The sequence below is a fragment of the Mesorhizobium waitakense genome (assembly GCF_056431085.1).
On the sequence record NZ_JBWKME010000100.1, the window covers coordinates 1 to 26,436 of the forward strand.

Sequence of the window (26,436 nt, forward strand, 5' to 3'; positions counted from 1 at the left end):
CCGCGGGCCCGGCACCATCCGCCACGCGTGGAACGCTTTGTGCGCGGCATCGATGGTCTTGGCCGCGTCGGCCGGCGAGATCGTCTTCAGCGCCGCGATCTGCTCACCCGTCACCGGACTGCGCACGATCAGGTCGCCGCCGACAAGCGCGTCCTTGGCCACACCCAGTTTCGCCAGAAGCTCGATCGTTTCCTTCGCAATGGTCATTTTTTGTCCCTTTCAGATCCCGTCGCCATCATATGGCGCCGGATTAAGCCTTGCGCCATGTCGCCTGCGTGCCGAAAAGGCACCTCAGGCACTGTCATGGCGTGGCATTACTCGTTTCAGGGGAAAATCACCACCCCGGCATGGTCCAAGCCGAGCGCAGACCCGTTGAACCAGACCGCAAGCCAATCATTTGGCCGAGCGGGCTGATCCCCGTACCGCACCGTCTTTCATCAGCCGGTCGATATGCAGGCGGATATGGGCCGCTTCCGCGGCCGTGTTGGCGAGCGCGATGGCGCGGTCGAAGGCGACACGCGCCTCTTCGCCCCGGTCAAGCTGCATCAAAAGGCCACCCTTGAGGCCGAAGAAGTGGAAATATCCGGAAAGCCTCTGTTCGAGCGGCTCGATCATGGCGAGCGCCTCCGCCGGTCCGCGCACCTTTGAGACCGCGACCGCGCGGTTGAGCGTGATCACCGGCGACGGCTGCATCTGTTCGAGCAGGCCATAGAGCAGGTCGATCTCCACCCAGTCGGTGTCCTCGGCCTTGTCGGCTCGCGCATGCAGCGCGGCAATCGCGGCTTGCACCTGGTAGGGGCCGGGTTGGCGATGGCGCAGCGCCTTGTCGACCAGCGCCAGCCCCTCGTCGATCATCTTGCGGCTCCACAGGCTGCGATCCTGATCCTCGAGCAGCACGATCTCACCGTCTTCATCGAAACGGGCCGGCGCACGGGCATGCTGCAGCAGCAACAGCGCCGTCAGTCCCATGATCTCCGGCTCGGTCTGGAACAGCCTGAGCAAAAGCCGCGCCAGCCGGATCGCCTCCTCGCACAGCGGCGCGCGGGCCGGCGCCTCACCGCTGTTGGTCGAGTAGCCCTCGTTGAAGATCAGGTAGACCATGGCGGCGACAGCGGCGAGCCGTTCCGAGCGCTCGACAGCGCCCGGCGTCTCGAACGGCACGCCGGCGTCGGCAATGCGCGCCTTGGCGCGGGTGATGCGCTGTTCCATGGCGCTTTCGCCGACCAGGAAGGCGCGCGCGATCTGCTTGACGGTGATGCCCGAGACGATGCGCAGCGCCACCGCGATCTGCTGCGTCGGCGACAGATCGGGATGACAGCAAATGAACAGCAGCCGCAAGATGTCATCGCGGTAATGCGCGCCGTCCAGCCGCTCGGCCATATCGCTCTCGGCATCTTCCAGGTCGGAGATCTGGTCTTCCTCCGGCATCGGCGCCTGCTTGGCGCGCTTGCGCACGGCATCGATGCCGCTGTTGCGGCCGACAAAGATCAGCCAGGCCGCCGGATCACGCGGCGGCCCGTTCTGCGGCCAGTTCTTCAGGGCTCTGAGACACGCATCCTGGAAAGCTTCCTCCGCCGTATCGAGATCGCGGAAATAACGCAGCAGCGCGCCCATCGCCTGCGGACGGGCGGTGTTGATTGTCGAGCTTATCCAGGCGAGTTCGGTCATGCGGGAATCTTGTTGGCTTGAAACATCTGAACCGGCCGGATCTCGTAGGAGCCGCCGCTCGGGTTGACGTTGGACAGTTCGCGAGCGAACTCGACAGCCTCGTCGAGATCGGCGCATTCGAGCGTGTAGAAGCCGAGGAATTGCTCCTTGGTCTCTGCGAAAGGCCCGTCGATGACGACAGCTTCACCCTTGACCTTTCTCAGCGTCGTTGCCGCCGTGGTCGGCAACAGCCGCGCCACCGGGCCAAGTCGTCCGGCCTGGACGTACTTTTCCTGAACGTTGAGAAGCTTGCCTATGACTTCATCGTCCTGCGCCTTGCTCCACGAGCTGACGACGTCTTCGGAGGCATAGCAGAGGATTGCGTAGAGCATGGTTGGTCCTTTTCTCTGTCAAAGGACGAAACACTAGGACCGATCCCGACACGACGTCGATAAAAAAATCTGGGTGCCGCGCATTTGGTAACCGCCCTTGCCGCCGGTCGGCTTTCGCGCACCTTCAGCCATCTCAGCACGAGAGCTTCCTCGCCATCGAGGCCCTCTATCGAGCGCTTATGCTTGTTGGCTTGCGCCATTTCATCGAGCAATCGCCCCTTCGACCAGGCCTCGAACACCTGCGGATGGATATAGCATTTGCGGCAGACGGCGCGCGTGTTGCCCAGCCGCTCGGCGACCTTGTCGATGACGCTGTTCATCACCCGTTTTTGCTGCGCCTGGCTTTCCGGCAATTCCGCCTGCGCAAACAGTGACGCGGCGTGGATGGTGCCACCCCAGGTGCGGAAGTGCTTGGAGCTGAACGCATCGCCAACGGCCTCCCTGATATAACAGTTGACGTCTTCTGAACGGACCGGCCGCCTGTTGCCGTCTTCGTCGAGATACTGGAACAGTTTTTGGCCCGGCAGGTCCTGCGCGCCGCGCACGATCCTGGCGATGCGGCGATCCACCAGCTTCAGCTTCCACTCCTTGCCGGACTTTCCCTTGAAGGCGAAGCGCAGGCTTGATCCGACGATGTCGACGTGGCGGTCGCGCAATGTGGTCAGCCCGAAACTCTTGTTGTCGCGGGCGTAGGAGGCGTTGCCGACGCGGATCATCGTGTTGTCGAGCAGCCAGACGACGGCGGCGACGACACGCTCGAGCGGCAGGCCGCGACGGCGCAGATCGCTGTCGATCCGGCGCCGCAGGGCCGGCAGGCTTTCGGCAAAGGCGACAAGGCTCGAGTATTTAGCGCCGTCGCGTTCTTCGGCCCAATGCGGATGGTAGCGGTACTGCTTGCGTCCGCGCAGGTCCCTGCCGGTCGCCTGGATATGGCCGTCGGCGTCTGGCGAAATCCACACATCCGTCCAGGCCGGTGGAATGACGATCGCCTCGATGCGCGCCCGCGTGACGTCGGAAACTGGCCGTCCGTCCGGTCCTTTGTAGGAAAACCCCTTGCCTGTCTTAAGCCGCCTTATACCGGGCTCGGCATCGCTGACATAGGTAAGCGATGCATGATCGGCCGAGGATTGCGCCCCGTTCTTCGGCACAGCATCTTCGTCAGCCGGCCGGCCGTGCGACAATCCGGATTTTTGCAGCATGTCTGCTCCACGCAAATATCAGTAGATAAGCTGCGGGCCGATTGCTGGTTCCAAAGGTCGTGCGAAAAGCCGGCGACAGCACTGGCGCCGAGGCTGCTTTCAGGCCTTTTCGAGCACGACCGGAATGACGTCGACAGCCTGTTCGCCGACCTGTCCGCCGGTGGTCCTGAGCACGCCGACGATCGGCGCCACGTCCGAATAGTCGCGACCGTAGCCGACGGTGATGTGGTCGTTGCTGGCCCGCATGCCGTTGGTCGGATCGAATTCCTGCCAGCCGGCGTCGCGCCCGCACCAGACCTTGACCCAGGCATGCATGGCATCGGCGCCTTCCAGCCGAGGCTTGCCCTTCGGCGGGATGGTGCGCAGGAAGCCGCTGACATAGCCGGCCGGAATACCGAGCCCGCGCAGGCCGGCGATCATGATGTGCGAAAAATCCTGGCAGACGCCGCGCTTCAGCCTGAAGGCGTCGCTGGCCCGAGTCCGCACCGTCGTCGCCTCGCCGTCATAGGTGAAATCGCGATGGATGCGATTGCACAGGTCCATCGCCGTGCCGGCGGCGGAGCCGCCGACGCTGCCTTGCGCATAGAGGGTGATCGCACCATCGATGCCGGCATGGGTGCTGCCCGTCAGGAAATGATGCGGTGCATCAGACGCCAGCGACCGCACCGCGGCGAGCTCCTGCCTGAGCCGGCCGATATCGGGCGACACGTCGAGCCCGGGCTCGGGCCGCGACACCGATACGCGTGCGCTCATCCGGATGTCGAGCGCGTCATGCGCGTCGCGAAAGGCGATCGAGGTGACGTTGTTGCCGAAGAAGTCCAAAAAATCCGAACGCTCGTTGGGCGCCGGCGCAAAGGACAATGACGCGGCGATGACGCGCTGCACCCCGGAAATCGTCGATGGCAGCACGCGGATCTGGTGGCGGCCGCCGCCGGCCGCCGCGGCATAGTCGTAATGGAGATGGAGCCGGATGTCGTAAAGCATGCGCTACTTTTCTTGTCTTGGCGCAGGTTCTTGTCGCAAAACCGTGTGACGCTTTTGCGGAACCTGCTCAGCCGAAATAGGCTTTGGCGAGGCTGTTGTAGAGGCCGCCGATTTCATAGGCGAGATCGTCCAGCGCCTTTGCCGTCATGTCGGAAGGCTCCTTGATGGCGATCTGGGTGTTGAGCTGCAGGATCTCCTTGGCCGCCGGCGACATGTGCCCCTCGCCGCCGAGCGACGGCAACAGGCCGATCTCTGCCTTGAGCCTTTCGAGCTGGAACAGGATGGAGCGCGGATTGAGCGGGTCGAGCGCTAGGAGATCGACCACCGTGCGCCGGCCGGCCTGCACCGGATATTGCCGGCGGTGGGTCATCACGCTGTCGCCGATCTCCAGCATCATGTCGAGCGCGCCGTCCGGCGCCTTGGCGCCGGTCAACCGGGACAGTGTGCGGGCGATCTGGATGCCGCGCTCCAGCCGCCGGCCGATCTCGAGGAAACGCCAGCCGGCGAAGCGGTACATGTTCTCGTGCAGCAGGCCGGAGAAGCCGGCGAGCTTGCGCAGGATCACCGTCATGGCCCGTGTCGCGTCGTCGCCGGGCGCCACCGTCGTGGCGAACTGATGGATGGTCTTCGACAGATCCTTAAGCGCCAGCCAGCCATCGGGTGAGAACCGGTCTCGGATCTGCCCGGCGCTGTAGACGGCGCTATCCAGCGTGCCGATCAGTCCCGACGGGATCGCCGTCTCGACGTCGATGCCGAAAGGCTCGAGATAATCCCTGATGTCGGCGAGCAGCGGCATGTCGGGGTCGGAGGTCTCGGCGAGCCGCACATGATAGGCGCGCAGGATGCGCACCGTGTCTTCCGATCGTTCGATGTAGCGGCCGAGCCAGGTCAGGTTTTCCGCTGCCCGGCTGGGCAGGCTGCCCGGTCTGGTGCGGATGAAGCTGTCACCCTCTTGCGGCAGCAGCGTCTCGCGCTCCACCGGTCTGTCGCTGACCACCCAGACGTCCGCCGCCTGGCCGCCACGCTGCATGGCAATCGCCGTCGGATCGAGCGACAGGCCGACGCGGGCAAAACCGCCCGGCATCACCGTCCAGCCCTCGGGCGTGCGCGCCAGATAGACGCGCAGGCTCGCCGGCCGTGGCTCCAGCCAGCCGCCGACAAAGACCGGTGTCGTCGAAAGTGTCACCGCTTCTTGGCCGACGAAGGCGCCGCCTTCGCCTTCGATGCGAGCCACCAACTCCGCCCGCTCCCCGGCGGACAGCGCCGAGCCGAGCTTCGTCTGGTTGTCATCCTCGAAGGCAAGCCGTGTCGACAGCGCCGGACCGATCACCAGGCGGTCGATATTGGCCAGCACATGCGCGCGTTCCGTCGCCTGCCCGCACCACCACGTCGCGACACTCGGCAGCAGCAATTCCTCGCCCCGCAGGGCGCGCGATATCTTGGGCAGGAAGGCGAGCAGCGCGCGTGTTTCCATCAGGCCGGAGCCAAGCGCGTTGACGGTCGCTACCGCGCCATGGCGAATCGCCTCGACCAGGCCCGGCGTGCCGATCTGCGAATCCGGGCGCAGTTCGAGCGGATCGGCGAAGGCAGCGTCGAGCCGCCGCCACAGCACGCTGATTGGCATCAGGCCGGAGACCGTGCGCACCATCAGCCTGCCGCCGGAGACGGTCAGGTCCTCGCCTTCGAGCAGCATGATGCCGAGATAGCGGGCGATATAGGCGTGTTCGTAGTAGGTTTCGTTGAGCGGCCCCGGCGTCAGGATGGCAACACGGCCGTCGGTCTCCTTGGCCATACCGATCAGCGCATCGCGAAAACGGCGGAAGAACCCGGCAAGGCGGTGCACATGCATCTCGCCGTAGATATCGGACAGCGCGCGTGTGGTGGCGACGCGGTTCTCCAGCGCAAAGCCGGCGCCGGATGGCGCCTGGGTGCGGTCGCCCAGCACCCACCATTGGCCATCGGGCCCGCGGCCGAGCTCGAACGCGCAGAAATGCAGGAAATGGCCGCCAGCCGGCCTGGTGCCGACCACTGGCCGCAAATATTCAGGGCTGGCGGCGATCAGCCCCGCCGGCAGGATGCCCTTTTCGACCAGCCGGTTCGGCCCGTAGATGTCCGCAATCGTCTCTTCGAACAGTTCGGCGCGCTGCACCAGGCCGGCGCTGATCGCGGCCCACTCGCTGTCCTCGATAAGCAGGGGAATATGCGCCAGCGGCCATTCGCGCTCATTGGCGCCGGCCTTGTCATAGACGCGGTAATAGACGCCGGCGTCGCGCAGATACTGGTCGGCGCGCGCGAAGCGCTGGCCAAGCTTTTCAGCCCCAAGTTCGTCGAGCGCCTCGATGAAGTGCTTCCAGACCGGACGGGGAGTGCCTGACGCATCGACCATCTCGTCGACGACGCCGTCGATCGGCTGGTAGTGCTCCAGCAGGCTGTGGATCTGCGGCTTGCCGCGTACCCTTTTGTGATTCCCCTTTGCCATCGTTGATCAGAATCTTGCCGGCCGCCGAAGGTCAAGGGTCATCGGGAAATCTTCCGCCGGTTGTTCCTCACGCAGCACATAGAAGGACGGCGTATGGCCGCGCGGTTCGAAGCGGGCGAGCCGCCGTGCCTCCGCCTCGTTGCCGTTGACCGGGAAGGTATCGTAGTTGCGCCCGCCAGGATGCGCGACATGGTAGACACAGCCGCCGACCGCCCGGCCCGACCAGCGGTCATAGATGTCGAACACCAGCGGCGTGTTGACCGGCAGCGCCGGATGCAGGCCCGAAGCCGGCTGCCACGCCTTGAAGCGGACGCCCGCCACCGCCACCTCGCGGTTGTCGGTGACCTTCATCGGCACGATGCGGCCGTTGCAGACCACAGCATGACGCTCGGGGTTCAGCCCCTCGGTCTTGACCTGCAGCCGTTCGACAGAGGAATCGACGAAGCGCACGGTGCCGCCGATAGCCCCTTGCTCGCCCATCACATGCCAAGGCTCGAGCGCCTGTCGCAGCTCCAGCTTGATGCCGGCATGCTGGACCTCGCCGCAAAACGGGAAGCGGAATTCGAGCTGGGCATCGAACCATTCCGGACGGAACTCGAAGCCGCTGAGCTTGAGATCGTCGAGCACGTCGAGAAAATCCGCCCAGACATGGTGCGGCAGCATGAAACGATCATGCAGCGAGGTGCCCCAGCGCACGAAGCGGCCATCGAGCGGGTTCTTCCACGCGCGGGCAATGATCGCCCTGACAAGCAACTGCTGCGCCAGCGACATGCGTGCATTGGGCGGCATCTCGAAGCCACGGAACTCGACCAGGCCGAGCCGGCCGGTTGGTCCATCTGGCGAAAACAGCTTGTCGATGCAGATTTCCGAGCGGTGCGTATTACCCGTGACATCGGTCAACAGGTTGCGGAACAACCGGTCGACCAGCCACGGCAAAGGTGCCGCGCCCTGGTCGGGATGCGGCACCTGCGCCATCGCGATCTCGAGTTCGTAGAGCGAGTCGTGACGCGCCTCGTCGAAGCGCGGCGCCTGGCTGGTCGGGCCGATGAACAGGCCGGAGAACAGGTAGGACAGCGACGGATGCCGCTGCCATTGCAGCACCAGGCTCTTCAACAAATCGGGTCGACGCAGGAACGGGCTGTCGTTGGGCGTCGCACCGCCGACGACGACATGATTGCCGCCGCCGGTGCCGGTGTGGCGTCCGTCGATCATGAACTTGTCGGCGCCAAGCCGGGTCTGCCGCGCCTCCTCATAGATCGCCGTCGTCGTCGCCACGCAATCCTGCCAGTTGGCGGCAGGATGGATGTTGACCTCGATGACGCCGGGATCGGGTGCGACGCGGATGACGTTGAGGCGCGGATCGTGCGGCGGGCCATAACCTTCGATATGCACCGGCAGACCGATGGTCCGCGCTGCATTCTCGGCAGCCGCCACCAGTTCAAGATAGTCTTCGAGCGCCTCGACCGGCGGCATGAACACGCAGAGCCGCCCGTCGCGCGGCTCGACCGAGAGTGCGGTGCGCACCGCGCCGCCGATCTCGGTGATTTCCTGTTCGACCCGGTCCTGTTGGCCGCTTGCCGCGGTGAACGACACCGCCTGCTGGCGGCGCGCCATTTCATCGGCGCCTTCAAGCTCGGCCGGAGCCGCTATGGGCAGGATCGCCTCGCGCGCCGGCAACGGCCCGCGCGGCAGCGACGGATCGACCGGCACGATATAGGGGAACTGCGCCGGCGGCACATAGGGAAGCGTGCCGAGCGGCAAGCGATAGCCGACCGGGGAATCGCCCGGCACCAGGAACAGCCGGCCGCGCCGCGTCTTCCACTTTTCCGAACGCCAGCGCGGTCCCGACGCCTGGCTGTTCCAGCGCTGCACCGGCAGTACATAGCCGGACGGCTTGGTCAGCCCGCGTTCGAAGACTTTCGCCATGCGGCTGCGCTCTTCCGGATCCTCGAGCTTGGAGTTGGAGGGATCGACATTGTCCGGCAGCTTGCCTTCCTTGAGCAGCCACTCGGCCGGATCCTCATAGGCTTCGCTTACCATGGATCTTTCGATGCCGAGTTCCCCGGCAATCGCCGTCAGCAGGCTTTCGGCCTGTTTCGGCCCGACATCGGCCGCGCTCTTTTCGCGCGCGATCAGCGACGGGTCGCTCCACACCGGTTCACCATCGGCGCGCCAGTACAGTGAGAAGGTCCAGCGCGGCAGGCTCTCGCCCGGATACCATTTGCCCTGGCCGTAGTGGAGAAAGCCGCCCGGCGCGAAGCGCTCGCGCAACCGCCGGATCAGCGCATCGGCCTTCTCACGCTTGGTCGGCCCGACGGCAGCGGTGTTCCACTCCGCGGATTCGAAATCGTCGATCGAGACGAAGGTCGGCTCGCCGCCCATCGTCAGCCGCACGTCCCCTTCCGCAAGTGCTGCATCGACCTTGTCGCCGAGTGCGTCGAGCGCCTGCCAGCTTTCATCCGAGAACGGCTTGGTGATGCGCGGATGTTCGGCGATGCGGTCGACCCGCATCTCGAAGCCGAAATCGACATTGGCAAAGCTCGCCATGCCGGAAATCGGCGCTGCATTGCGGAAATGCGGCGTGGCGGCGAGCGGCACATGGCTCTCGCCGGTGAGCAGGCCGGAGGTCGGATCGAAGCCGATCCAGCCGGCGCCGGGAAGATAGACCTCGCACCAGGCATGCAGATCAGTGAAGTCTATCGCTGTTCCCGGCGGTCCGTCCAATGCGACGAGATCCGGCTTGAGCTGGATCAGATAGCCGGAGACGAAGCGCGCGGCGATGCCGAGGTTGCGCAGAATCTGCACCAGCAGCCAGCTTGAATCGCGGCACGAGCCTTTTTTCGCGGCCAGCGTCTCTTCCGGCGAGAACACACCGGTCTCCATGCGCACGATATAGGCGATTTCGCGCTGCAGCCGGGCATTGAGATCAACGAGAAAATTGAGGGTATTCTTTGCGCTGCGGTCGATGGTCCCAAGCAAGGCCGAAAGCAGCGGACCGGCCGGCTCCGCCGTGCGGTAAATGGCGAGATCGTCGCGGATCTCTTCCGGATACTCGAACGGAAACGCCTCGGCCGACGGCTCGACGAAGAAATCGAACGGATTGTAGACCGTCATGTCGGCGACGAGATCGACCTCGATCTTCAGTTCCGTCACCGGCTCGGGAAAGACGAAACGGGCGAGGAAGTTGCCGTAGGGGTCCTGCTGCAGATTGACGAAGTGGTTCGCCGGTTCGACCTTCAGCGAATGGCTCAACACCTTGGTGCGGGAATGCGGCGCCGGCTGCAGCCTGATGATCTGCGGCCCGAGAACAACCGGCCGGTCATATTTGTAATGGGTCAGATGGTAGACAGCTGCCAGAATTGCCATGGGGCCCCGGAGGTCGGCGTTGCATCAGCCGAACCCTGACACATCTGGCCGCCATTCTCCAAGCGGATGTTGCGGTGCACCTAATTTAAGCGGCTACCAAACGTTCAAAAGAACGCCTGGATACCTGTCTGTGCCCGTCCCAGGATCAGCGCATGCACGTCATGCGTGCCCTCATAGGTGTTGACCGTCTCCAGGTTCTGCGCGTGGCGCATGACGTGGTAGCCGATCTGGATGCCGTTGCCGCCATGCATGTCGCGGGCCTGGCGGGCGATGTCGAGCGCCTTGCCGCAATTGTTGCGCTTGACCATCGAGATCATTTCCGGAGCCATCTTGCCTTCATCGAGCAAGCGCCCGACGCGCAGGCTAGCCTGCAATCCGAGTGCGATCTCGGTCTGCATGTCGGCGAGCTTCTTCTGGTAAAGCTGCGTGCCGGCCAGCGGCTTGCCGAACTGCTTGCGGTCGAGACCGTACTGGCGGGCGCGATGCCAGCAATCTTCCGCCGCACCCATCGAGCCCCAGGAAATGCCGAAGCGGGCTCGGTTGAGGCAGCCGAACGGACCGCCAAGGCCCTTGGCGTTCGGCAACAACGCGTCCTCGCCGACCTCGACGCCTTCCATCACCACCTCGCCGGTGATTGAAGCCCGCAGCGACAGCTTGCCGCCGATCTTCGGCGCTGAAAGCCCCTTCATGCCCTTTTCCAGCACGAAGCCGCGGATCTGGTTGTCATGCGCCGAAGATTTCGCCCAGACGACGAACACATCGGCGACCGGCGAGTTGGAAATCCACATCTTCGAGCCGGAGAGCTTGTAGCCGTTTGCGGTCTTCTCGGCGCGCGTCTTCATGCCGCCCGGGTCCGACCCGGCATCCGGCTCGGTCAGGCCGAAACAGCCGATCCATTCGCCGCTGGCGAGCTTGGGCAGGTACTTCTTACGCTGCTCTTCGGAGCCATAGGCGTAGATCGGATACATCACCAGCGACGACTGCACGCTCATCATCGAGCGATAGCCGGAATCGACGCGCTCAACTTCCCGCGCCACCAGCCCGTAGGTCACATAGTTGGCGCCAAGCCCGCCAAACTCCTCGGGAATGGTGATGCCGAGCAGGCCGGCGTCGCCCATTTCCCGAAAGATCGCCGTGTCGAACGTCTCGTTGAGATAGGCGTCCTCGATCCGCGGCGCGAGCTTGTCGGCGGCGAAGGCCGCGGCACCATCGCGCACCATGCGCTCGTCTTCCGAAAGCTGGTCCTCGATCAGGAACGGGTCTTCCCAGACGAATGCATTCTTGTCGGCGGCCATGGCTCTCTCCCAACTGATGCAGGTCGCCCAAAAGTGTGCAGCGGTTTTGGGATGACGACATGCATGAAGCAAAATCTGGCCCGGCTTATCGACCCGCGGCCCGAAAAAATCAAACGAAATTGCTTCGCCGATCAATGAGCGTTAGTAATGGATCATGAGTGTCCAGCGCCGCCTTTTGCCCAACATCAGCGCCCTTGCCGCCTTCGAGGCGGTGGCCCGCCTCGGCAGTTTCACCGCTGCCGCCCAGGAACTCGACCTGACCCAGGGCGCGGTCAGTCGGCAGATCAGACTGTTGGAGGATCAGTTCGGCCGCCGGCTGTTCGAGCGCGACAGCCGCAACGTCAGGCTGTCGACGGCAGGCGAAATCTATGCCGACGCGGTGCGGTCGGCGCTTGGCCAATTGCGTGACGCCGCCCTTGGATTGATGAGCAATCGGCATAGTGGCATCTTGAACCTCGCCATCTTGCCGACCTTCGGCACGCGCTGGCTGATGCCGATGATCCCCGATTTCGTCGAAAAAAATCCTGATATCACCATCAACTTCGTCACCCGCGTCGGCCGCTTCGATTTCGCCCGCGAGCGGTTGGATGCCGCCATCCACTACGGCCTGCCGGACTGGCCGGAGGCCGACTCGACGCTCTTGGTGCGCGAAACGGTGGCGCCGGTCGTGTCGCCCGAATTCCTCGCCGGCCGCGCCATCGCCGCACCGGCGGATATCGGTCGCTTGCCGCTGCTGCACATGGCGACGCGCCCTGGCGCCTGGACCGAATGGTTCGAGCACCAGGGCCTGAGCGCGCCGACCGGACCGGGCATGCAGTTCGAACAGTTCGGCACCGCCGCCCAGGCTTGTATGGCAGGGCTCGGCGTGGCGCTTCTGCCGCTGATCCTGATCGCCGGTGAATTGCAGCGCGGCCAGCTGGTGCCCGCGCCCGGCCAACCCATGCAAAGCCGCAGCGCCTACTACCTCGTCGTCCCGCACGACAAGCGCGGCCACCCGCCGGTCGCCAGCTTTCGCGACTGGCTGCTCAATCACCTGGCCGAATAGCTACTTCCGCTTCAGCGCATCGGCCAACGCTGCGCCGAACGCACCTTGCTGCGCGGGCCGTTCCGGCTGACGCTGCGGCGCCGGCGAACGAGGCGCCGGCCTGCCGCCTCCGCTCTCGCGCGGTCCACCTCTCGATGCACCGCCCTCTCCGCCATCCCTGCGCATGGTAAGGGCGATGCGCTTGCGCTTGATGTCGACATCGACGACGCGCACCTTGACCACATCACCCGCCTTGACCACCTCATGCGCGTCCTTGATGAAACGGTCGGCCAGTTGCGAGACATGCACCAGTCCGTCCTGATGCACGCCGATATCGACGAAGGCGCCGAAGGCGGCGACATTGGTGACGGTGCCTTCGAGCAGCATGCCGGGCTTCAAATCCTTGATGTCGTCGATGCCGTCGGCGAAGGTCGCGGTCTTGAAGCCGGGGCGTGGATCGCGGCCGGGCTTTTCCAGCTCCGCCAGGATGTCGCGCACAGTCGGCAAGCCGAAACGCTCATCGACGAAGATGTGTGGATCGAGTGCCTTCAGCGCGGCGCTGTCGCCCATCAGCGAGCGCACGTCGCGGCCGCAGGCGGCGACGATCTTCTTCGCCACGCCATAGGCTTCCGGATGCACTGACGAGGCATCGAGCGGCTCGCTGCCATTGGCGATGCGCAGGAAGCCGGCGGATTGTTCGAATGCGCGAGGTCCGAGGCGGGGCACCTTGAGCAGATCCTTGCGGCTGGCAAAGGGGCCGGTCGCATCGCGATGCGCGACGATGGCGTCGGCCAGCGATGCGCCAAGGCCCGAAACGCGGGCCAGCAGCGGCGCCGAGGCGGTGTTGAGATCGACGCCGACGGCGTTGACCGCATCCTCGACCACCGCCTCCAGCGAGCGGCCAAGCCGGTACTGGTCGACATCGTGCTGGTACTGGCCGACGCCGATCGACTTCGGCTCGATCTTGACCAGTTCGGCCAGCGGATCCTGCAGCCGTCGGGCGATAGACACCGCGCCACGCAGCGACACGTCGAGGCCGGGGAATTCCGCCGCCGCCGTCGCTGAAGCCGAATAGACCGAGGCGCCGGCCTCGCTGACGATCACCTTGAGCGGCTTCGGCCCACCATCCGCCGGCATGTCGGACAGCATGTCCGCCACAAGCTTTTCGGTCTCGCGGCTGCCGGTGCCATTGCCGATCGAGATCAGCTCGACCTTGTGCAGGCGAATGAGTTTTGCGAGCTCCGCCTGTGTGGCGCGCACATCGTTCCTGGGCGGAAACGGATAGACCGTCGTCGTCGTAAGCACCTTGCCGGTGCCGTCGACCACCGCCACCTTGACGCCGGTGCGGATGCCGGGATCGAGCCCCATCGTGGCGCGCGAGCCGGCGGGCGCGGCAAGCAGCAAATCCTTCAGGTTGCGGGCAAAGACATGGATCGCTTCCTCTTCCGCCCGCTCGCGCAGATCCCGCATCAGATCGAGCGTCAGGTGCAGCGACAGTTTTATCCGCCAGGTCCAGCCCGCCACCTCCATCAGCCAGCGGTCGCCGGGCAGGCTGCCGCCGATGGCATAGGCATTAGCGATCATCCGCTCGACCGGCTTCACCGGCGACGTGTCATCGGCATCGACCTCGATGTCGAGCGACAGCACTTCCTCGTTGCGGCCGCGCAGCATCGCCAGCGCGCGATGGCTCGGCACGGTCGCCCAGCGCTCGACATGGTCGAAATAATCGGAGAATTTCGCGCCGGCCTCCTGCTTGCCGTCGACCACCCTGGCGCGCATGAACGCGCGCTCCTTCATGTAGGTGCGCAATTTGCCGACGAGGTCGGCATTCTCGGCGAATTGTTCCGACAGGATGTCGCGCGCCCCCTCGAGCGCCGCCTTGGCGTCGGCCACCTCGTCGGTCACATAGGTCAGCGCCAGGTCGGACGGCACCAGCGAGCGGTCGGCAAGGATGGCTTCGGCCAGCGGTCCCAGCCCGCGCTCCCTGGCGATTTCGGCCTTGGTCCGGCGCTTGGGCTTGTAGGGAAGGTAGATGTCCTCCAGCTCCGCCTTGGTGGTGGCGGCGATGATCTTGCCTTCAAGCTCGTCGGTCAGCTTGCCCTGCTCGCGGATGGAACCGAGGATGGTGTCGCGGCGTGCATCGAGCTCGCGCAGATAGGCGAGACGCTCCGAAAGCAGCCGCAGCTGCGTATCGTCCAGCCCGCCCGTCACCTCCTTGCGGTAGCGTGCCACGAACGGCACCGTCGCGCCCTCGTCGAGCAGTTCGATCGCCGCCGCCGCCTGTTCGGGCCGCGCCGCGATCTCGGCCGCGATGATGGCTGCGATGCGCTTGATGTCCGATGCCATGTCGTTCCTGCTCTCGTCGAAAAGAGCGGCGACCATAGGCGCAGACGTTCCGTCCGCCAACCGCCGCGTTTTCGTCAGCCCGGCGGGTCCACAGGAAAGCGCGCGCCAATTTGGCGGCGTAGGGAGATCAGACCATCCGGCTCAGCGCCTCGAAAAAGGCGACGATCTCGATATCCAGCGGATCATCGACCGGCTCCGGCTGCGACGACATCTTGGCGATCACCACTTCGGTCCTGGGATCGACATAGAGCCACTGGCCGTGGATGCCGATGCCGCAATAGGCGCCGCCCGGCAGGCCCGTCTGGTACCATTTGTTGCGATAGCGGCCCTTGGGGAACAGCGGCAGCATCGCGCCACGCTGCCAGGCTTCCGAACTGCCGCCGCTGGCAATCGTATCGCGCACCCAGGCTTCGGGCACGACGCGGCGGCCATTGGCCGTGCCACCTTGCCGCATCATCTCGCCGACACGCGCCAGGTCGCGCGGCGTCACCGAAATGCCGCCGGCGGTGCGCGCCGTGCCTTCCATGTCGACGCCGATCGAGGCTTCACTGACGGCGCCGAGCGGCAGCCATAGTTTCTCGCGCATCAGGTCGGTGAAGCGCTGGCCCGAGGCGCGCTCGAGTAGGATGCCGAGCAGGTCGGAATTGGGCGAGCGGTAGCGGAAGGTCTGGCCATGCGGCTCGGCAAGCCGCTGCAAGGTCAGGATGAATTCGCGCAGGCTTTCCGTGCCGCCGCCCGGATTCCACAGCGTCGCCCGGCGATAGCGGGCAAAGGCGCTTTCCGGATCGAGATAGGCCTCCTCGAAGTCGAGGCTGACGCTCATATCGAGCACATGCCGAACGCTCGCGTCGGCGTAGGCTGATCCGGCGGCTTCCGGAATGTAATGCGTCACCGGCGCTTCCGGATCGAACAAGCCCTCGCCTTCCAATATGCCGGCGACAATCGCGGTCAGCGACTTGCTGATCGAAAAGATGATGTGGCGGGCGCCGAAATCCATATGCGGCGCGAACCAGTCGCCGATGACCGTGCCGCCCTTCATCACCGTCAGCGCGTCGGTGTTCGAGCGTACAAGAAAATCAGCCACCGTCTCCGGCGCGCCGGCGACCGTGACCTTGTTGCCCAGCAGGCCGCTGATATCCCGCACCGGCGCCTCGACACCACCCGGGGCGGCGGCCACGGGCGCCGTCGGCACCAGCTCGCCGAGATTCTGGAACGACCACCGGTTGAACGGGTTTTCACGCCAGTTGGCGAGCAGCACCTCATTGCGGCGAAAGCCGTATCGGGTTTCGAACGCGGTCTTGCCGGTCATGGCGTTTCCTTCCGGATTTCTTTGGGTTTCTTAGAGGCTGTTTCGAAAGTCGCTCCGGCGAGTCATATGGCGGTGGTTTCGAGAACCGGAGCGGAGCGGGTCCGGAAGCGCAGAAAACGCCGCCAGATGGCCGCCGGAGTGGGTTTCCAAGCAGCCCCTCAGTTCAGTGCCGTGGCGATCGCATGCACGGCCTTCACGGTCGCCACCGAATAGGCGACATTGCTGAAATCCGGATAGGTCGAAAGCTTCACCACGACCATACTTGTGTTCCAGTCGATGTGGATCATCTGTCCGAACACGCCCCGGCACATCAGCGCGCGCGAGCGCGGATCCTCGATCCAGAACTGGTTGCGGTAGCTGCCTTCGGGCAGGCTGGGATTGAAGTCCGGCCCGTGCCTGCCGCTGCGCGTCGCCTCGATCCAGTCGGCCGGCACCACACCGCCGCCATTGTCGAGGATCAGCTGGCCGAAGCGGCCGTAGTCGCGCAGCGTCGCGTTGAAGCCGCCGTCGGCCACCGCGTAGCCAGCACTGTCGACGGTGAAACAGGCGCTTTCATCAGCGCCGAGCTTTTGCCAGAGTTCTTCCGAGACCAGCTGCGGCAGACGCTTGCCCGTCACCCGCTCCATGATGAAGGCGAGCACATCGGTCTCGATCGAGCGATATTCGAAGGCCGCGCCATGCGGGCGGATCGTTTCCGTGAGGCCGAGAATCAGCTCGAACATGTGCGAAGGCCAGCGAAAGGCCGGATCGCTGTCCGGTGGCACCGGTTTCCAGCCGGTTGCGACATCGACCTGACCGATGTCCGAATAGCGGTCGGTATACTCCTCGGAAAAACGCACCCCGCTGGTCATGTCGAGTACATGCTGGACACTGGCTCCCGCCCAGCCGGTGACGCTCAGTTCCGGCAGGTAGTCCGTCACCGGCCTGGCCGGATCGATCAGGCCGCGCCCGACCAGTATGCCGAAAACCGAGCCGGTGACCGACTTGGCCATCGACTGCGACAGGTGCAGCGACCGCTCGCCCATGCTGTTGAAATAGCGCTCATAGGCTATCCTGCCGTCCTTGAGCACTAGGAAGCCGTCCGTGTAGGTTTCGTCAAGCAATCCGGCGAGCGTCGTCGGCTGGCCCGTGCTGTCCTCGACCGCCAGTCCGTCGAGATCGACTTCGGCGCGTTCGAAGCGATGGCGATGGCCATTGCCGCGCCAGACTTCGGCGGTCGGCAGGAACTCTCTGACATGCTGGAACGCCCAGCGATTCCATGGCGGCCGGTCCCAGTCGAGCTTGGGCAGCACCATGGCAGGCGGCGAGCCCTGCATGATCGGCGGCCGCGGATCGGAATTGCGATAGGAGTCCATGAAAGCCAAGCCTCGGTGAACATCAAAACGGACCCGGCGGCGTGTGCCGCCGGGTCCGTCGAAAGGCAGTTACTTCTGCAGTTCGGTCCAGATCTTGGTGTAGAGGTCCTGGATCTCAGGAGCGCACATCTGCTGCAACTCCGCATGCGGCTTGTCGGCCGCCGGAATGACAACTTCCGGTGCGTCCTTCATGTCGGCAGGCATGTACTTGTCCGAGCCGACGATGGCATTGGCGTAGCGGTGGAAAGCCGAGAGACCTGCCGCGTTTTCCGGATCCATGATGAAGTTCTGGAACAGCTTGGCGTTCTCGACATTTTTGGCCTCCTTCAGAACGACCACATTGTCGCTCCACAGGCCAAAGCCTTCTTTCGGATAGTTGTAGTGGATGGCCGGATTGGCCAGCCGTTGGCGCAGCGCCGACCCGTTCCAGTCGCTGGTCGCCTTGAAATCGCCGGCGCCCATCTTTTCGATGGTGTTGTACTCCATCGCGATCCAGTTCGGCTTGGCGGCGACAAGCGTGTCGCGCACCTTCTTCAGCACTTCCTTGTCAGTGGTGCACTGCTGGCCGCCGACATACTTGATCGCGGCGAAAATGACGTCGTTCATTTCGGGAACGACATTGACCTTGCCCTTCAGCTCGTCGGGTGTGTTGAAGATGATGCCCCAGCTGTCGGCCGGTCCCTTGTAGGCGTCGGTGTTGACGACCACGCCGACAGTGCCCAGGGCCCACGGCACCGAATATTTGCGGCCCGGGTCGAAATCGGGATTGGCCCATTCCGGCGCGACGTTCTTGAAGTTCTCCATCTTGCCTGGATCGGTCTCCAGAACGAGGCCTTCCTTGATCCAGATCGGCACATAGGTCTGCGACGGAACCGCGATGTCGAAACCGGTGCCGCCCTGGCGAACCTTGGCAAGCGCGGTGTCGTTCGAATCGTAGTCGGTGATGGTCACCTTGATGTTGTATTTCGCTTCGAACTTCTTGATCACGTCGGGGCTGGTGTAGTTGCCCCAATTGTAGATGTTCAGTTCGCCATCGGCGCGAGCCAGGCTCGTCGATGCGAGCAGCGCCAACCCCATGGCGGTCGCTGTTTTCTTCCAGTTCATGGTGTTAACTCCCATTTTTAGATTTAGTCGTGTTTCCTGCTGATGAAGAAGAACAACGTCACGATAGCGACCGACAAGAGCAGGAACACGGTCGATATCGCGTTTATCTCAGGTGTTATGCCGCGGCGGATCTGGCCGAGCATGTAGGTGGGCAGCGTGTCCTGGCCGCCCGATTTGACGAATTCCGTGATGACAACATCGTCGAGCGAGATGACGAAGGCCAGCATCAGGCCGGCCAGAATGCCGGGCCACAGCAGCGGCAGCGTGATGCTCCTGAAGGTTCGCCACGGCGTCGCATAAAGATCAGCGGCGGCACGCTCCAGCGTCAGGTCCATGTTCTCAAGCCGCGCCCGGATCGGCAGGTAGGCGAACGGAATGCAGAACGCCGTGTGCGCGGCAATCAGGTAACCTAGGCCGGAATAGCCGGTGAAGATCTTGACGCGCGAGAAGAAGATCAGCAGCGCCACGCCGGTGACGATCTCGGGGACCATCAGCGGCTGGTTGATCGCCGCGTATTTGAACGTCAGACCCGGATAGGGCGCCGTGCGCGTCGTGGCGAGCGCGGCCATGGTGGCGAAGATGGTCGAGAACACCGCGGCGGTGGCGCCGATCTGGAACGAGCGCAGGGTCGCATCGATGACCTGGGTGTTCTGCCACGCCGACTGGAACCATTTGAGTGAGAAACCACCCCATTCGGAGGTCGATGTCGCGGCATTGAAGGCGTAGATGACCAGCACGACGATCGGCAGATAGAGCACGATGAAGCAGGTCGCGGCGATCGCCGTGAATCCCGGCTGATGCTTGATGGAAAAGCGATTAGCCATGACGCACCCCCGACTTGCCGGCATTGCGCACATAGGCAAGCAGCGCCACCATGACGATGATCATCACCGCGATCGACAGCGCCGAGCCAAGTGGCCAGTTGCGGCCTTGTCCGAACTGCAATTCGATCAGGTTGGACAGCATCATGTTCTTGCCGCCGCCAAGCACGCTTGGCGTCACATAGGCGCCGAGTGCTGGAATGAAGACCAGGATGGAGCCGGCGATGACGCCGGGTTTGACCAGCGGGAAAATGATCTTCCGCAGCACCTTGAAGCGTGTCGCATAGAGATCATAGCCTGCCTCGACCAGGCGAAAATCAAGCTTTTCCATGCTGGCATAGATCGGCAGCACCATCAGCGGCAGGTAGACATAGGCCATGCCGATCAGGATCGCGGTATCGGTGTAGAGGATCTGGATCGGCGACGAGATGATGCCGAGCTTGAGCAGGATCGTGTTGACGATGCCTTCGTTGCGGATGATCTGCAGCACCGCGAAGGTGCGGATCAGAAGGTTGGTCCAGAACGGTATGGTGATCAGGAACAGCCATAGATCGCGGGTCTTTTCGCTGCGCGTCGCCATGAAATAGGCGGTCGGGAAGCCAAGCACCAAAGTGGCGATGGTCGTCACCACCGAAAGCTTGATCGAGCGCAGGAAGATGGTGACGTGGGCTGCGGCGACGGAAAGCGTATCGTCGAAGATATCGCGCTCCAGAAATACCGCTATCCAGGCTTCCGGCGAGAATTGCCACTTCACGTCGCCATAGGAACCCGGCGTCAGGAACGAATAGACCAGCACGATCAGCAACGGGCCGGTCGCGGCGAGAAAAATGACCAGCAGTGCTGGGGCTGACAAAAGCCAGCGATCGCGGATATCGCGCCGCTCTGCTGCCTTGGCGACTTCCTCTGCGGTCGCCATCGTCAGTCCTTCAAGACCTGGGCGGCGTCGCCGCCAATCACGATGCCGACCTTGCCGCCCTGGACGATACCGTCGCCGGTGCCGCGGCTGTTCTGGCGCCGCACGATGAAGGGCTCACCATCGGCGAGGCGCAGATGGAAATGCGTGTCGGTACCGAGATAGACGATGTTCTCGACCGTGCCCGACAGCGAAGCACTGGGGCTTGCGGCGCTCAACTGCGCATGTTCGGGGCGCACGACGATGGTAACCTTGCCCTTGGGAACCAGGCCCTCCGGCAGCGAGGCCGGGATTTCCGTGCCCGACGACAGTTTTACCGTCGCGCGACCTGCCGAGACACCAACCACCTCGGCCTTGAGGAAGTTCGACTCGCCGATGAAATCGGCGACGAAGCGTTCCGACGGCCGGTCGTAGATGTCGCGCGGCGAGCCGACCTGCAGGATCTTGCCTGACGACATCACCGCGATGCGGTCCGACATCGTCAGCGCTTCCTCCTGGTCATGGGTGACGAAAATGAAGGTGATGCCGGTCTCGTGCTGCAGCCGCTTCAGCTCGATCTGCATTTCCTTGCGCAGCTTGTAGTCGAGCGCCGACAACGGCTCATCGAGCAGCAGCACTTTCGGCTGTGGAGCGAGCGCCCTTGCCAGCGCCACACGCTGCTGCTGGCCGCCGGAGATCTGGCTGGTGCGGCGCGCGCTGAGCGCTTCCATCTTGACCAGCTTCAACATCGCGTCGACACGCGCCTTGATCTCGGCCTTCGGCTTGCCCAGCATCTCCAGGCCAAAGCCGATATTCTCGGCCACCGTCATGTGCGGAAACAGCGCATAGGACTGGAAGACGGTGTTGACCGGCCGCTTGAAGGGCGGCAGCGGCGCGATGTCCTGACCATAGAGCAGGATTTCGCCGGCGGTTGGAAAGTCGAAGCCGGCAATCAACCGCAGCAACGTCGTCTTTCCGCAGCCGGACGGGCCGAGCAGCGTAAAGAACTCATTCTCACGGATGGATACTGAGACCGTGTCGAGGGCAGCGACTTGCCCCTCTCCTGATCCGAAAATTTTGCTTACTTTGACAACTTCAATCGCATTCCGATCCGGTTTGTCCGGCACGATTACGCCTCACTGTTGACCCCGCTCTTGCTGGCGGAATTTTCCCCTGTTCGATGTGAACACAAGGCCGGTATGTTGGCAAGCCCGGCACTGAATCACAGTTCAATTCGTAATTTGGCTAGCAAGCCTCATGCCACAGTCAGGCCTGATAGGTGATCTTGCCACCACAGATCGTCGTTACCGGATGCACCTTGTGCAACGCCTCCGGCGCGGTCGCCTCGATATCGGCCGAGAGCACCACCAGATCCGCCATATAGCCAGACTTCAGCATGCCCTTGTGGTGCTCGGCGAATTCGGCATAGGCGCCTTCGACGGTGTAGCCGGCGAGGGATTCATGCAGCGAGAAACTCTGGTCCGGGTCGCCTTCTGCCCACGGTTTGCGCAACACTGCCGCCTGGATGCCCAGGATCGGATCGATCGGCGACACCGGCCAGTCCGACGCAAAGACGACACGCGCGCCGGCATCCTTCAAGGTCCGCCAGGCATAGCTCAGCGGCCAACGGGCCGGCCCGATGCGCGATACGGTCGGCTCCAGCGGAAAATCCATGGCGCCAGGCGGGTGCGGCGGTTGCATGGAGGCGATGACGCCGAGTTCGGCGAAACGCGGAACATCCGATGTGGTGGTGACCTCGATGTGCTCGATCCGGTGGCGGCTGTCGCGCTTGCCATTGGCTTTCTGCGCCGCCTCGTAACCGTCGAGCACCGCGCGCACCGCGCCGTCGCCGATCGAATGCACGGCGATCTGCAGCCCGCGTTTGTCGACGGCGACAGCCAGGTCGATGAATTGTTGCGGCGTGAACAGCGGCTCGCCGACCCAGTCCGGACGGTCGGCATAGGGCTCGACCATGACCGCTGTCCAGGAATCCAGCACGCCGTCGTAGAACACCTTGACCATGCCCGACGACAGCCACTCACTGATGTAGCGCTTGGCCATGTCGGATGCCTTGTCGAGCATGTCGAGCGTCATGAAATTCTTGTAGTGGAACGGTATCTGCACGCGGCAGGGCAGCCCTTCCTCGGCTTCGATCTCGGCCAGCAGCTCGAGCTGATAGAGATTGCCGTCCATGTTCTGGATCGAGGTGATGCCATGGCGCGCGCACCAGGCAAGCCCGCGCCGCATGATATCGCGGTCGGCGGCCCGCTCGGCCGCGGTCGGCATCGGGTCCGGCTCGCCGCCGGTGGCCAGGCCCAGCCGCACCCGGCTCTCGCCGGCAAGGTCAAGCACCGGACCGAACGCTTCGCCCTCGCGCAATTCGCCGCCGGCCAGGCCATCATCGCCCATGACGATCTCGTTGCCCGGGCCGAGCGTGCGCCCATGCAGGATGCCGGCCATTTCCAGCGCCCTGGTGTTGGCCCACATTGTGTGATGATCGGGCGCGGCCATGCAGAAGGGGCGATCGGCCAAAATGGCGTCGAGATGGTGGCGTGTCACCCGCTCGCTGCCGAGCACCGTGTAGTCGACGCCCTGCCCGACCAGCATTTTCGCATCCGGCCGGGTTGGCGCATAGTCGCGGATCGCCTTTTGCAGCGCCTCGAACCCGTGAATACCCGTGAGCTGGAGGTGGGCAAGTTCAGCCCCGCCTGAAAACAGATGCATATGGGCTTCGATGAAGCCCGGGATCACCGAACCGCCCTTGGCGTCGATGACCTTGGTGGCCGGTCCCTTGAGCTGTTCGATGGAGGCGCGGCTGCCGATGGCGATGATGGCGCCGTCCTTGACGGCAACAGCCTCTGTGGCGGGATTGTCATCGTCCATGGTCAGCACGCGACCGTTGATGACGATCAGATCAGCATTATGACCCGCACCCGTGACAGACATCGCGACTCCGCGCTTTTGACGACTGACTGAGACCGACAACCCTGTGCCCACGAGCGGCCACTCCACTGGAGCGGCGCAACGGACAAAAAACGATGCCAGCGTGCTGTCTTCGAAATTCCCCTTGTTATCCCTGAAGACAGCGTGGATAAAGAATGCGACTGTTTATTCGCGTTTGTCAACATGCGGAATTTGGAATGTATTGTGGACAGCACCCTCCCCGTGTGTTGGGACCGGGCGGGGAACGGGGACATCAAGCAGTGAAGCGCAGTCTCGACCGCAAAACCAGGATAGCGCTCGAACCGCGCAAGCAGCCGCGCCAACAACGGTCGAGCCAGGTGGTCGACAGGATTCTCGACGCGGCGCTGATCCTGACGCGGGAGCAAGGAACCAAGACGCCGACGACGCTCGCCATTGCGCAGCGCGCAGGCCTGTCGGTCGGTTCGGTCTACCAATACTTCCCCAACAAGGAAGCCATCCTTCTAGACCTCGCCCGGCGCTGGCTGTCCTCTTTTCCCGAAGTGATCGAGAAGCGCATCAAGGTCCCCCGGCCCACCAACCGCGAAGAATTCCGGCGCGAAGTGCGCAAGCTCTTTATCGACACGTCCAGTATCTATCTCGAGAACGCGACCCTGATGCCGGTGATCGAGGCCATTTCAGGCAATGCCGATCTCAGGCCTATCCAGGACGAATATGACGAGCAGATCATCGCGCTTTACGCCGCCTGGCTGCGGCATGTGAATCCTGTTCTCGAAGACAAGATCGCCAAACGGCTCGGCCTTGTGATGATGGAGGTCGGGCACGCCTGCCGGCTGGTCGGACTGAAGAGGGATCGCAGGACATACAACCTCATCGAGGACGATGTGGAAGCCATGTGGCTCGCTCTGGTGAGCCCCTATCTCAACCTTGACTGATTTCGCACTTCGAGAGGAATTTCATGAAGACTGTCTATTCGCCGCTTCATGCTGGCCATGCCGGCCAGATGGAACTGGTCACCGCCGCGATCGTGCCGGGTTTCGAAATGCCCTCGCGGGCCGAATTCATCAAGGCGCGGGTCGAAAGCGAGAAACTGGGTCCGATCGTCCTTCCGCTCGAGCACGATCTTGCCGCCGCCAAGCGTATCCACAAGGCCGACTACATCGACTTCCTGCCGACGGTCTGGCCGCAATGGGTGGAAGCCGGTTTCAAGGGCTCGGCGATGCCCTTCACATGGCCGACCCGCGGCCTGCGCGGCGACGTGCCGCCAAAGCGTATCGACGCCCTGCTCGGTTACTATTCCTTCGATGCCGGGGCTACCTTCGTCGAAGGCACATGGGCCGCGATCAAGTCTTCCTATGACGTGGCGCTGACCGCCGCCGGCCTGGTCAAGGGCGGCGAGGCATCCGCCTTCGCACTCTGCCGCCCGCCCGGCCATCATGCGGGAGCCGGATTCATGGGCGGCTATTGCTTCATCAACAACGCCGCCGTCGCCACGCAATGGTTCCTCGACCAAGGCGCCAGCCGTGTATCCATCCTCGATGTCGACTACCACCATGGCAACGGCACGCAAGAGATCTTCTATGACCGCGCCGACGTGCAGGTCCTCAATCTTCACGGCGATCCGATGGTCGAATATCCTTTTTTCCTCGGCCATGCCGATGAACGTGGTTCGGGCGCCGGCGAAGGCTTCAACATCAACTATCCGATGCCGTTCGGCACCGACTGGGACGCCTGGAATGCCTCGCTTGAAGATGCCTGCGCCAGGCTTGCCGCTTACGCGCCGGACGTCGTCGTCGTCTCGCTCGGCGTCGACACTTTCGAGAAGGACCCGATCAGCCAGTTCAAGCTGAAGACGTCGGACTATCCCAAGATCGGCCGCCGCATCGCCAGGCTCGGCCTGCCGACGCTGTTCGTCATGGAAGGCGGCTATGCCGTCGAGGAGATCGGCGTCAACGCCGTCGGCGTGCTGACCGGCTTCGAAGGCAAATAAATTCCTGTCGCCCAAAAAGTGTCAGCGGTTTGGGGCGGCGACGGGCAGAAGCAAAACGAGGACCGGACAGCGTTGCAGCCCGGTTCTCGCGATCAGGTCGCGGTGCCGGTGTTCGGCACGACCGCTGGTGCGGCTGCCTTGCGCGAACGGCCGAGAGTGTAGACCGCCGCCGCCGCGATGACGCCGGCGGCTAGGATGCCCGCCGCCAGAACCGGCCGATACCAGAACCAGGCGATGGCGATCGTCGTCGTGCCGACCAGGATCGCCAGGAAGAAGGCGATGATGCCGGTGCCCATCCGCGCCATGCTGCCAAGGAACGGAATGACGTCGAGGATTACGCCGATCGGGCTGAGGAACAGGGCAAAGCCGATCGTCAGCAGCAGCAGGCCGGCAGCGCGCAGCAGCCAGGTGATCAGCGTGTTTGCGCTGACCGCTTCGGCAAACATCTTGTCGGCCGGGACAGTGCCGGTGTCGACCATCAGCAATTCGTCGCCGGCCACCGTCTGGTAGGGTTCGAACCGGCTGCCGGCCTGGCGCGCCACGATGCTGACCACGCCGAGCGGCGCCAGTTCGTAGCCGATGCGGTAGTCGCCCAGCGCCGGCGTCGTCGTGTCGGCACCGAGATAGATCTTGCCGTCGACGATGCTGAGCGGCCTGGCGCCGGTATAGGCGGCCTTGATCGCGGCTGACTGATTGGCCAACAGCGAATAGTCCTTGTCACCCTCGATACGATCGAGCACCGGCTGATCGAGCGTGAAAGCACTGAGCTTGCCTTCCGGAATCTGAAAGGTCCGGCTGTGGATCGCCATCGGCGGATTCTGGTGGCCATCCGGCTTCTTGAAATCCGACGAGTCGATCTGGCTGTCGTCCCATGCCTTCGAATAGCTGTAGGTGGTGACCGTCTCTTCGCCGCCGCCAAGTTTCTTGGTGGTCTCGGATTTGGACTCTTCCTTCCACTGATACATCTCGACGTCGCGCGACAGACGCAGCCCTTGCGCCGCGATACCGAAGTCCGGATCGGACAAGCCGCTGTCCGCCGTCACCGGCCCGCTGACATGCACCAGCCTGCCGTCATTGGCTGCTTCGACGCTGTCGGCGCTGACAGAGACCACGGCGCCAGCCCCTTCGGCGAGCGAGCGTGCCGTCTGCACCGCGCGGCCCTCGTTCCAGAACAGGCCGATCACCATCAGCACGATCAAAAGCAGGCCGAAGATGACACCACCGACCGCGCGCTTGATCCGCCCGAACCACGAGACGGATGTAACTTCCCGAAATGAATCGCTCATCGTTTCCCCCGAAACCAACAGTGCC

The 26,436-nt window shown here is 63.7% G+C and carries 19 protein-coding genes and 1 pseudogene; 3 read left to right on the plus strand and 17 right to left on the minus strand.

Features of this window, described 5'->3' with window-relative positions:
* From AC07FD_RS21000 to AC07FD_RS21035, 8 genes and pseudogenes are all read right to left on the minus strand, one after another.
* Window positions 1–207: aldehyde dehydrogenase family protein (locus tag AC07FD_RS21000; protein ID WP_478351390.1), on the minus strand; the 207-nt coding region annotated here is incomplete at its 3' end.
* Window positions 208–393: 186 nt separating this feature from the next.
* A complete protein-coding gene (locus tag AC07FD_RS21005) occupies window positions 394–1,668 on the minus strand; it encodes an RNA polymerase sigma factor (protein ID WP_478351391.1) in 1,275 nt (424 codons plus the stop codon).
* On the minus strand, window positions 1,665–2,039 hold the full coding sequence (locus tag AC07FD_RS21010; protein WP_478351392.1) for a YciI family protein: 375 nt from the start codon (window positions 2,037–2,039) through the stop codon (window positions 1,665–1,667). Before AC07FD_RS21010 ends, AC07FD_RS21005 begins: the two co-directional genes overlap by 4 nt.
* Window positions 2,040–2,149: 110 nt before the next feature.
* A pseudogene (locus tag AC07FD_RS21015) lies at window positions 2,150–3,238 on the minus strand (DNA topoisomerase IB); the annotation flags it as partial.
* A 99-nt stretch (window positions 3,239–3,337) separates the two neighbouring features.
* Entirely contained in the window at window positions 3,338–4,222 is an 885-nt protein-coding gene (locus AC07FD_RS21020; protein WP_478351393.1) for a transglutaminase family protein, read from the minus strand.
* Window positions 4,223–4,289: 67 nt separating this feature from the next.
* On the minus strand, window positions 4,290–6,701 hold the full coding sequence (locus AC07FD_RS21025) for a circularly permuted type 2 ATP-grasp protein (RefSeq protein WP_478351394.1): 2,412 nt from the start codon (window positions 6,699–6,701) through the stop codon (window positions 4,290–4,292).
* A 6-nt stretch (window positions 6,702–6,707) separates the two neighbouring features.
* Entirely contained in the window at window positions 6,708–10,067 is a 3,360-nt protein-coding gene (locus AC07FD_RS21030; protein WP_478351395.1) for a transglutaminase family protein, read from the minus strand.
* A 104-nt stretch (window positions 10,068–10,171) separates the two neighbouring features.
* Window positions 10,172–11,362 carry an acyl-CoA dehydrogenase gene (locus tag AC07FD_RS21035; protein ID WP_478351396.1) on the minus strand — a complete coding sequence of 397 codons (1,191 nt, stop codon included), beginning with the start codon at window positions 11,360–11,362 and terminating at the stop codon, window positions 10,172–10,174.
* Between the two features lie 154 nt (window positions 11,363–11,516).
* Between AC07FD_RS21035 and AC07FD_RS21040 the strand changes: the two genes are divergently transcribed.
* Complete coding sequence (locus AC07FD_RS21040) at window positions 11,517–12,407, plus strand: LysR family transcriptional regulator (RefSeq protein WP_478351397.1); 891 nt, start codon at window positions 11,517–11,519, stop codon at window positions 12,405–12,407.
* Here AC07FD_RS21040 and AC07FD_RS21045 read toward each other — a convergent pair whose 3' ends face one another.
* The 8 genes from AC07FD_RS21045 to AC07FD_RS21080 form a co-directional block, all read right to left on the minus strand.
* On the minus strand, window positions 12,408–14,732 hold the full coding sequence (locus AC07FD_RS21045; protein ID WP_478351547.1) for a Tex family protein: 2,325 nt from the start codon (window positions 14,730–14,732) through the stop codon (window positions 12,408–12,410).
* A 127-nt stretch (window positions 14,733–14,859) separates the two neighbouring features.
* Entirely contained in the window at window positions 14,860–16,041 is a 1,182-nt protein-coding gene (locus tag AC07FD_RS21050) for a serine hydrolase domain-containing protein (protein ID WP_478351398.1), read from the minus strand.
* 158 nt (window positions 16,042–16,199) lie between these two features.
* On the minus strand, window positions 16,200–17,396 hold the full coding sequence (locus AC07FD_RS21055) for a serine hydrolase domain-containing protein (protein WP_478351399.1): 1,197 nt from the start codon (window positions 17,394–17,396) through the stop codon (window positions 16,200–16,202).
* Window positions 17,397–17,465: 69 nt separating this feature from the next.
* Window positions 17,466–18,500 (minus strand): extracellular solute-binding protein, encoded by a 1,035-nt coding sequence (locus tag AC07FD_RS21060; RefSeq protein ID WP_478351400.1) that lies wholly within the window; start codon window positions 18,498–18,500, stop codon window positions 17,466–17,468.
* Between the two features lie 23 nt (window positions 18,501–18,523).
* Entirely contained in the window at window positions 18,524–19,324 is an 801-nt protein-coding gene (locus AC07FD_RS21065) for an ABC transporter permease (protein ID WP_478351401.1), read from the minus strand.
* On the minus strand, window positions 19,317–20,237 hold the full coding sequence (locus tag AC07FD_RS21070; RefSeq protein ID WP_095084488.1) for an ABC transporter permease: 921 nt from the start codon (window positions 20,235–20,237) through the stop codon (window positions 19,317–19,319). Before AC07FD_RS21070 ends, AC07FD_RS21065 begins: the two co-directional genes overlap by 8 nt.
* A 2-nt stretch (window positions 20,238–20,239) precedes the next feature.
* A complete protein-coding gene (locus tag AC07FD_RS21075) occupies window positions 20,240–21,340 on the minus strand; it encodes an ABC transporter ATP-binding protein (RefSeq protein ID WP_095084489.1) in 1,101 nt (366 codons plus the stop codon).
* 139 nt (window positions 21,341–21,479) lie between these two features.
* Window positions 21,480–23,159, minus strand: a complete 1,680-nt coding sequence (locus AC07FD_RS21080; protein WP_478351402.1) for an amidohydrolase — start codon at window positions 23,157–23,159, stop codon at window positions 21,480–21,482.
* Window positions 23,160–23,416: 257 nt separating this feature from the next.
* On the opposite strand from AC07FD_RS21080, the gene AC07FD_RS21085 reads away from it, so the two are divergent.
* Window positions 23,417–24,070: a TetR/AcrR family transcriptional regulator gene (locus tag AC07FD_RS21085; RefSeq protein WP_478351403.1), complete on the plus strand. Its 654-nt coding sequence runs from the start codon at window positions 23,417–23,419 to the stop codon at window positions 24,068–24,070.
* A 23-nt stretch (window positions 24,071–24,093) separates the two neighbouring features.
* Window positions 24,094–25,125 carry a histone deacetylase family protein gene (locus AC07FD_RS21090; RefSeq protein WP_478351404.1) on the plus strand — a complete coding sequence of 344 codons (1,032 nt, stop codon included), beginning with the start codon at window positions 24,094–24,096 and terminating at the stop codon, window positions 25,123–25,125.
* Window positions 25,126–25,217: 92 nt separating this feature from the next.
* Here the strand turns inward: AC07FD_RS21090 and AC07FD_RS21095 are convergent, their stop codons facing one another.
* Entirely contained in the window at window positions 25,218–26,411 is a 1,194-nt protein-coding gene (locus AC07FD_RS21095) for a TMEM43 family protein (protein WP_478351405.1), read from the minus strand.
* Between the last annotated feature and the right edge of the window lie 25 nt (window positions 26,412–26,436).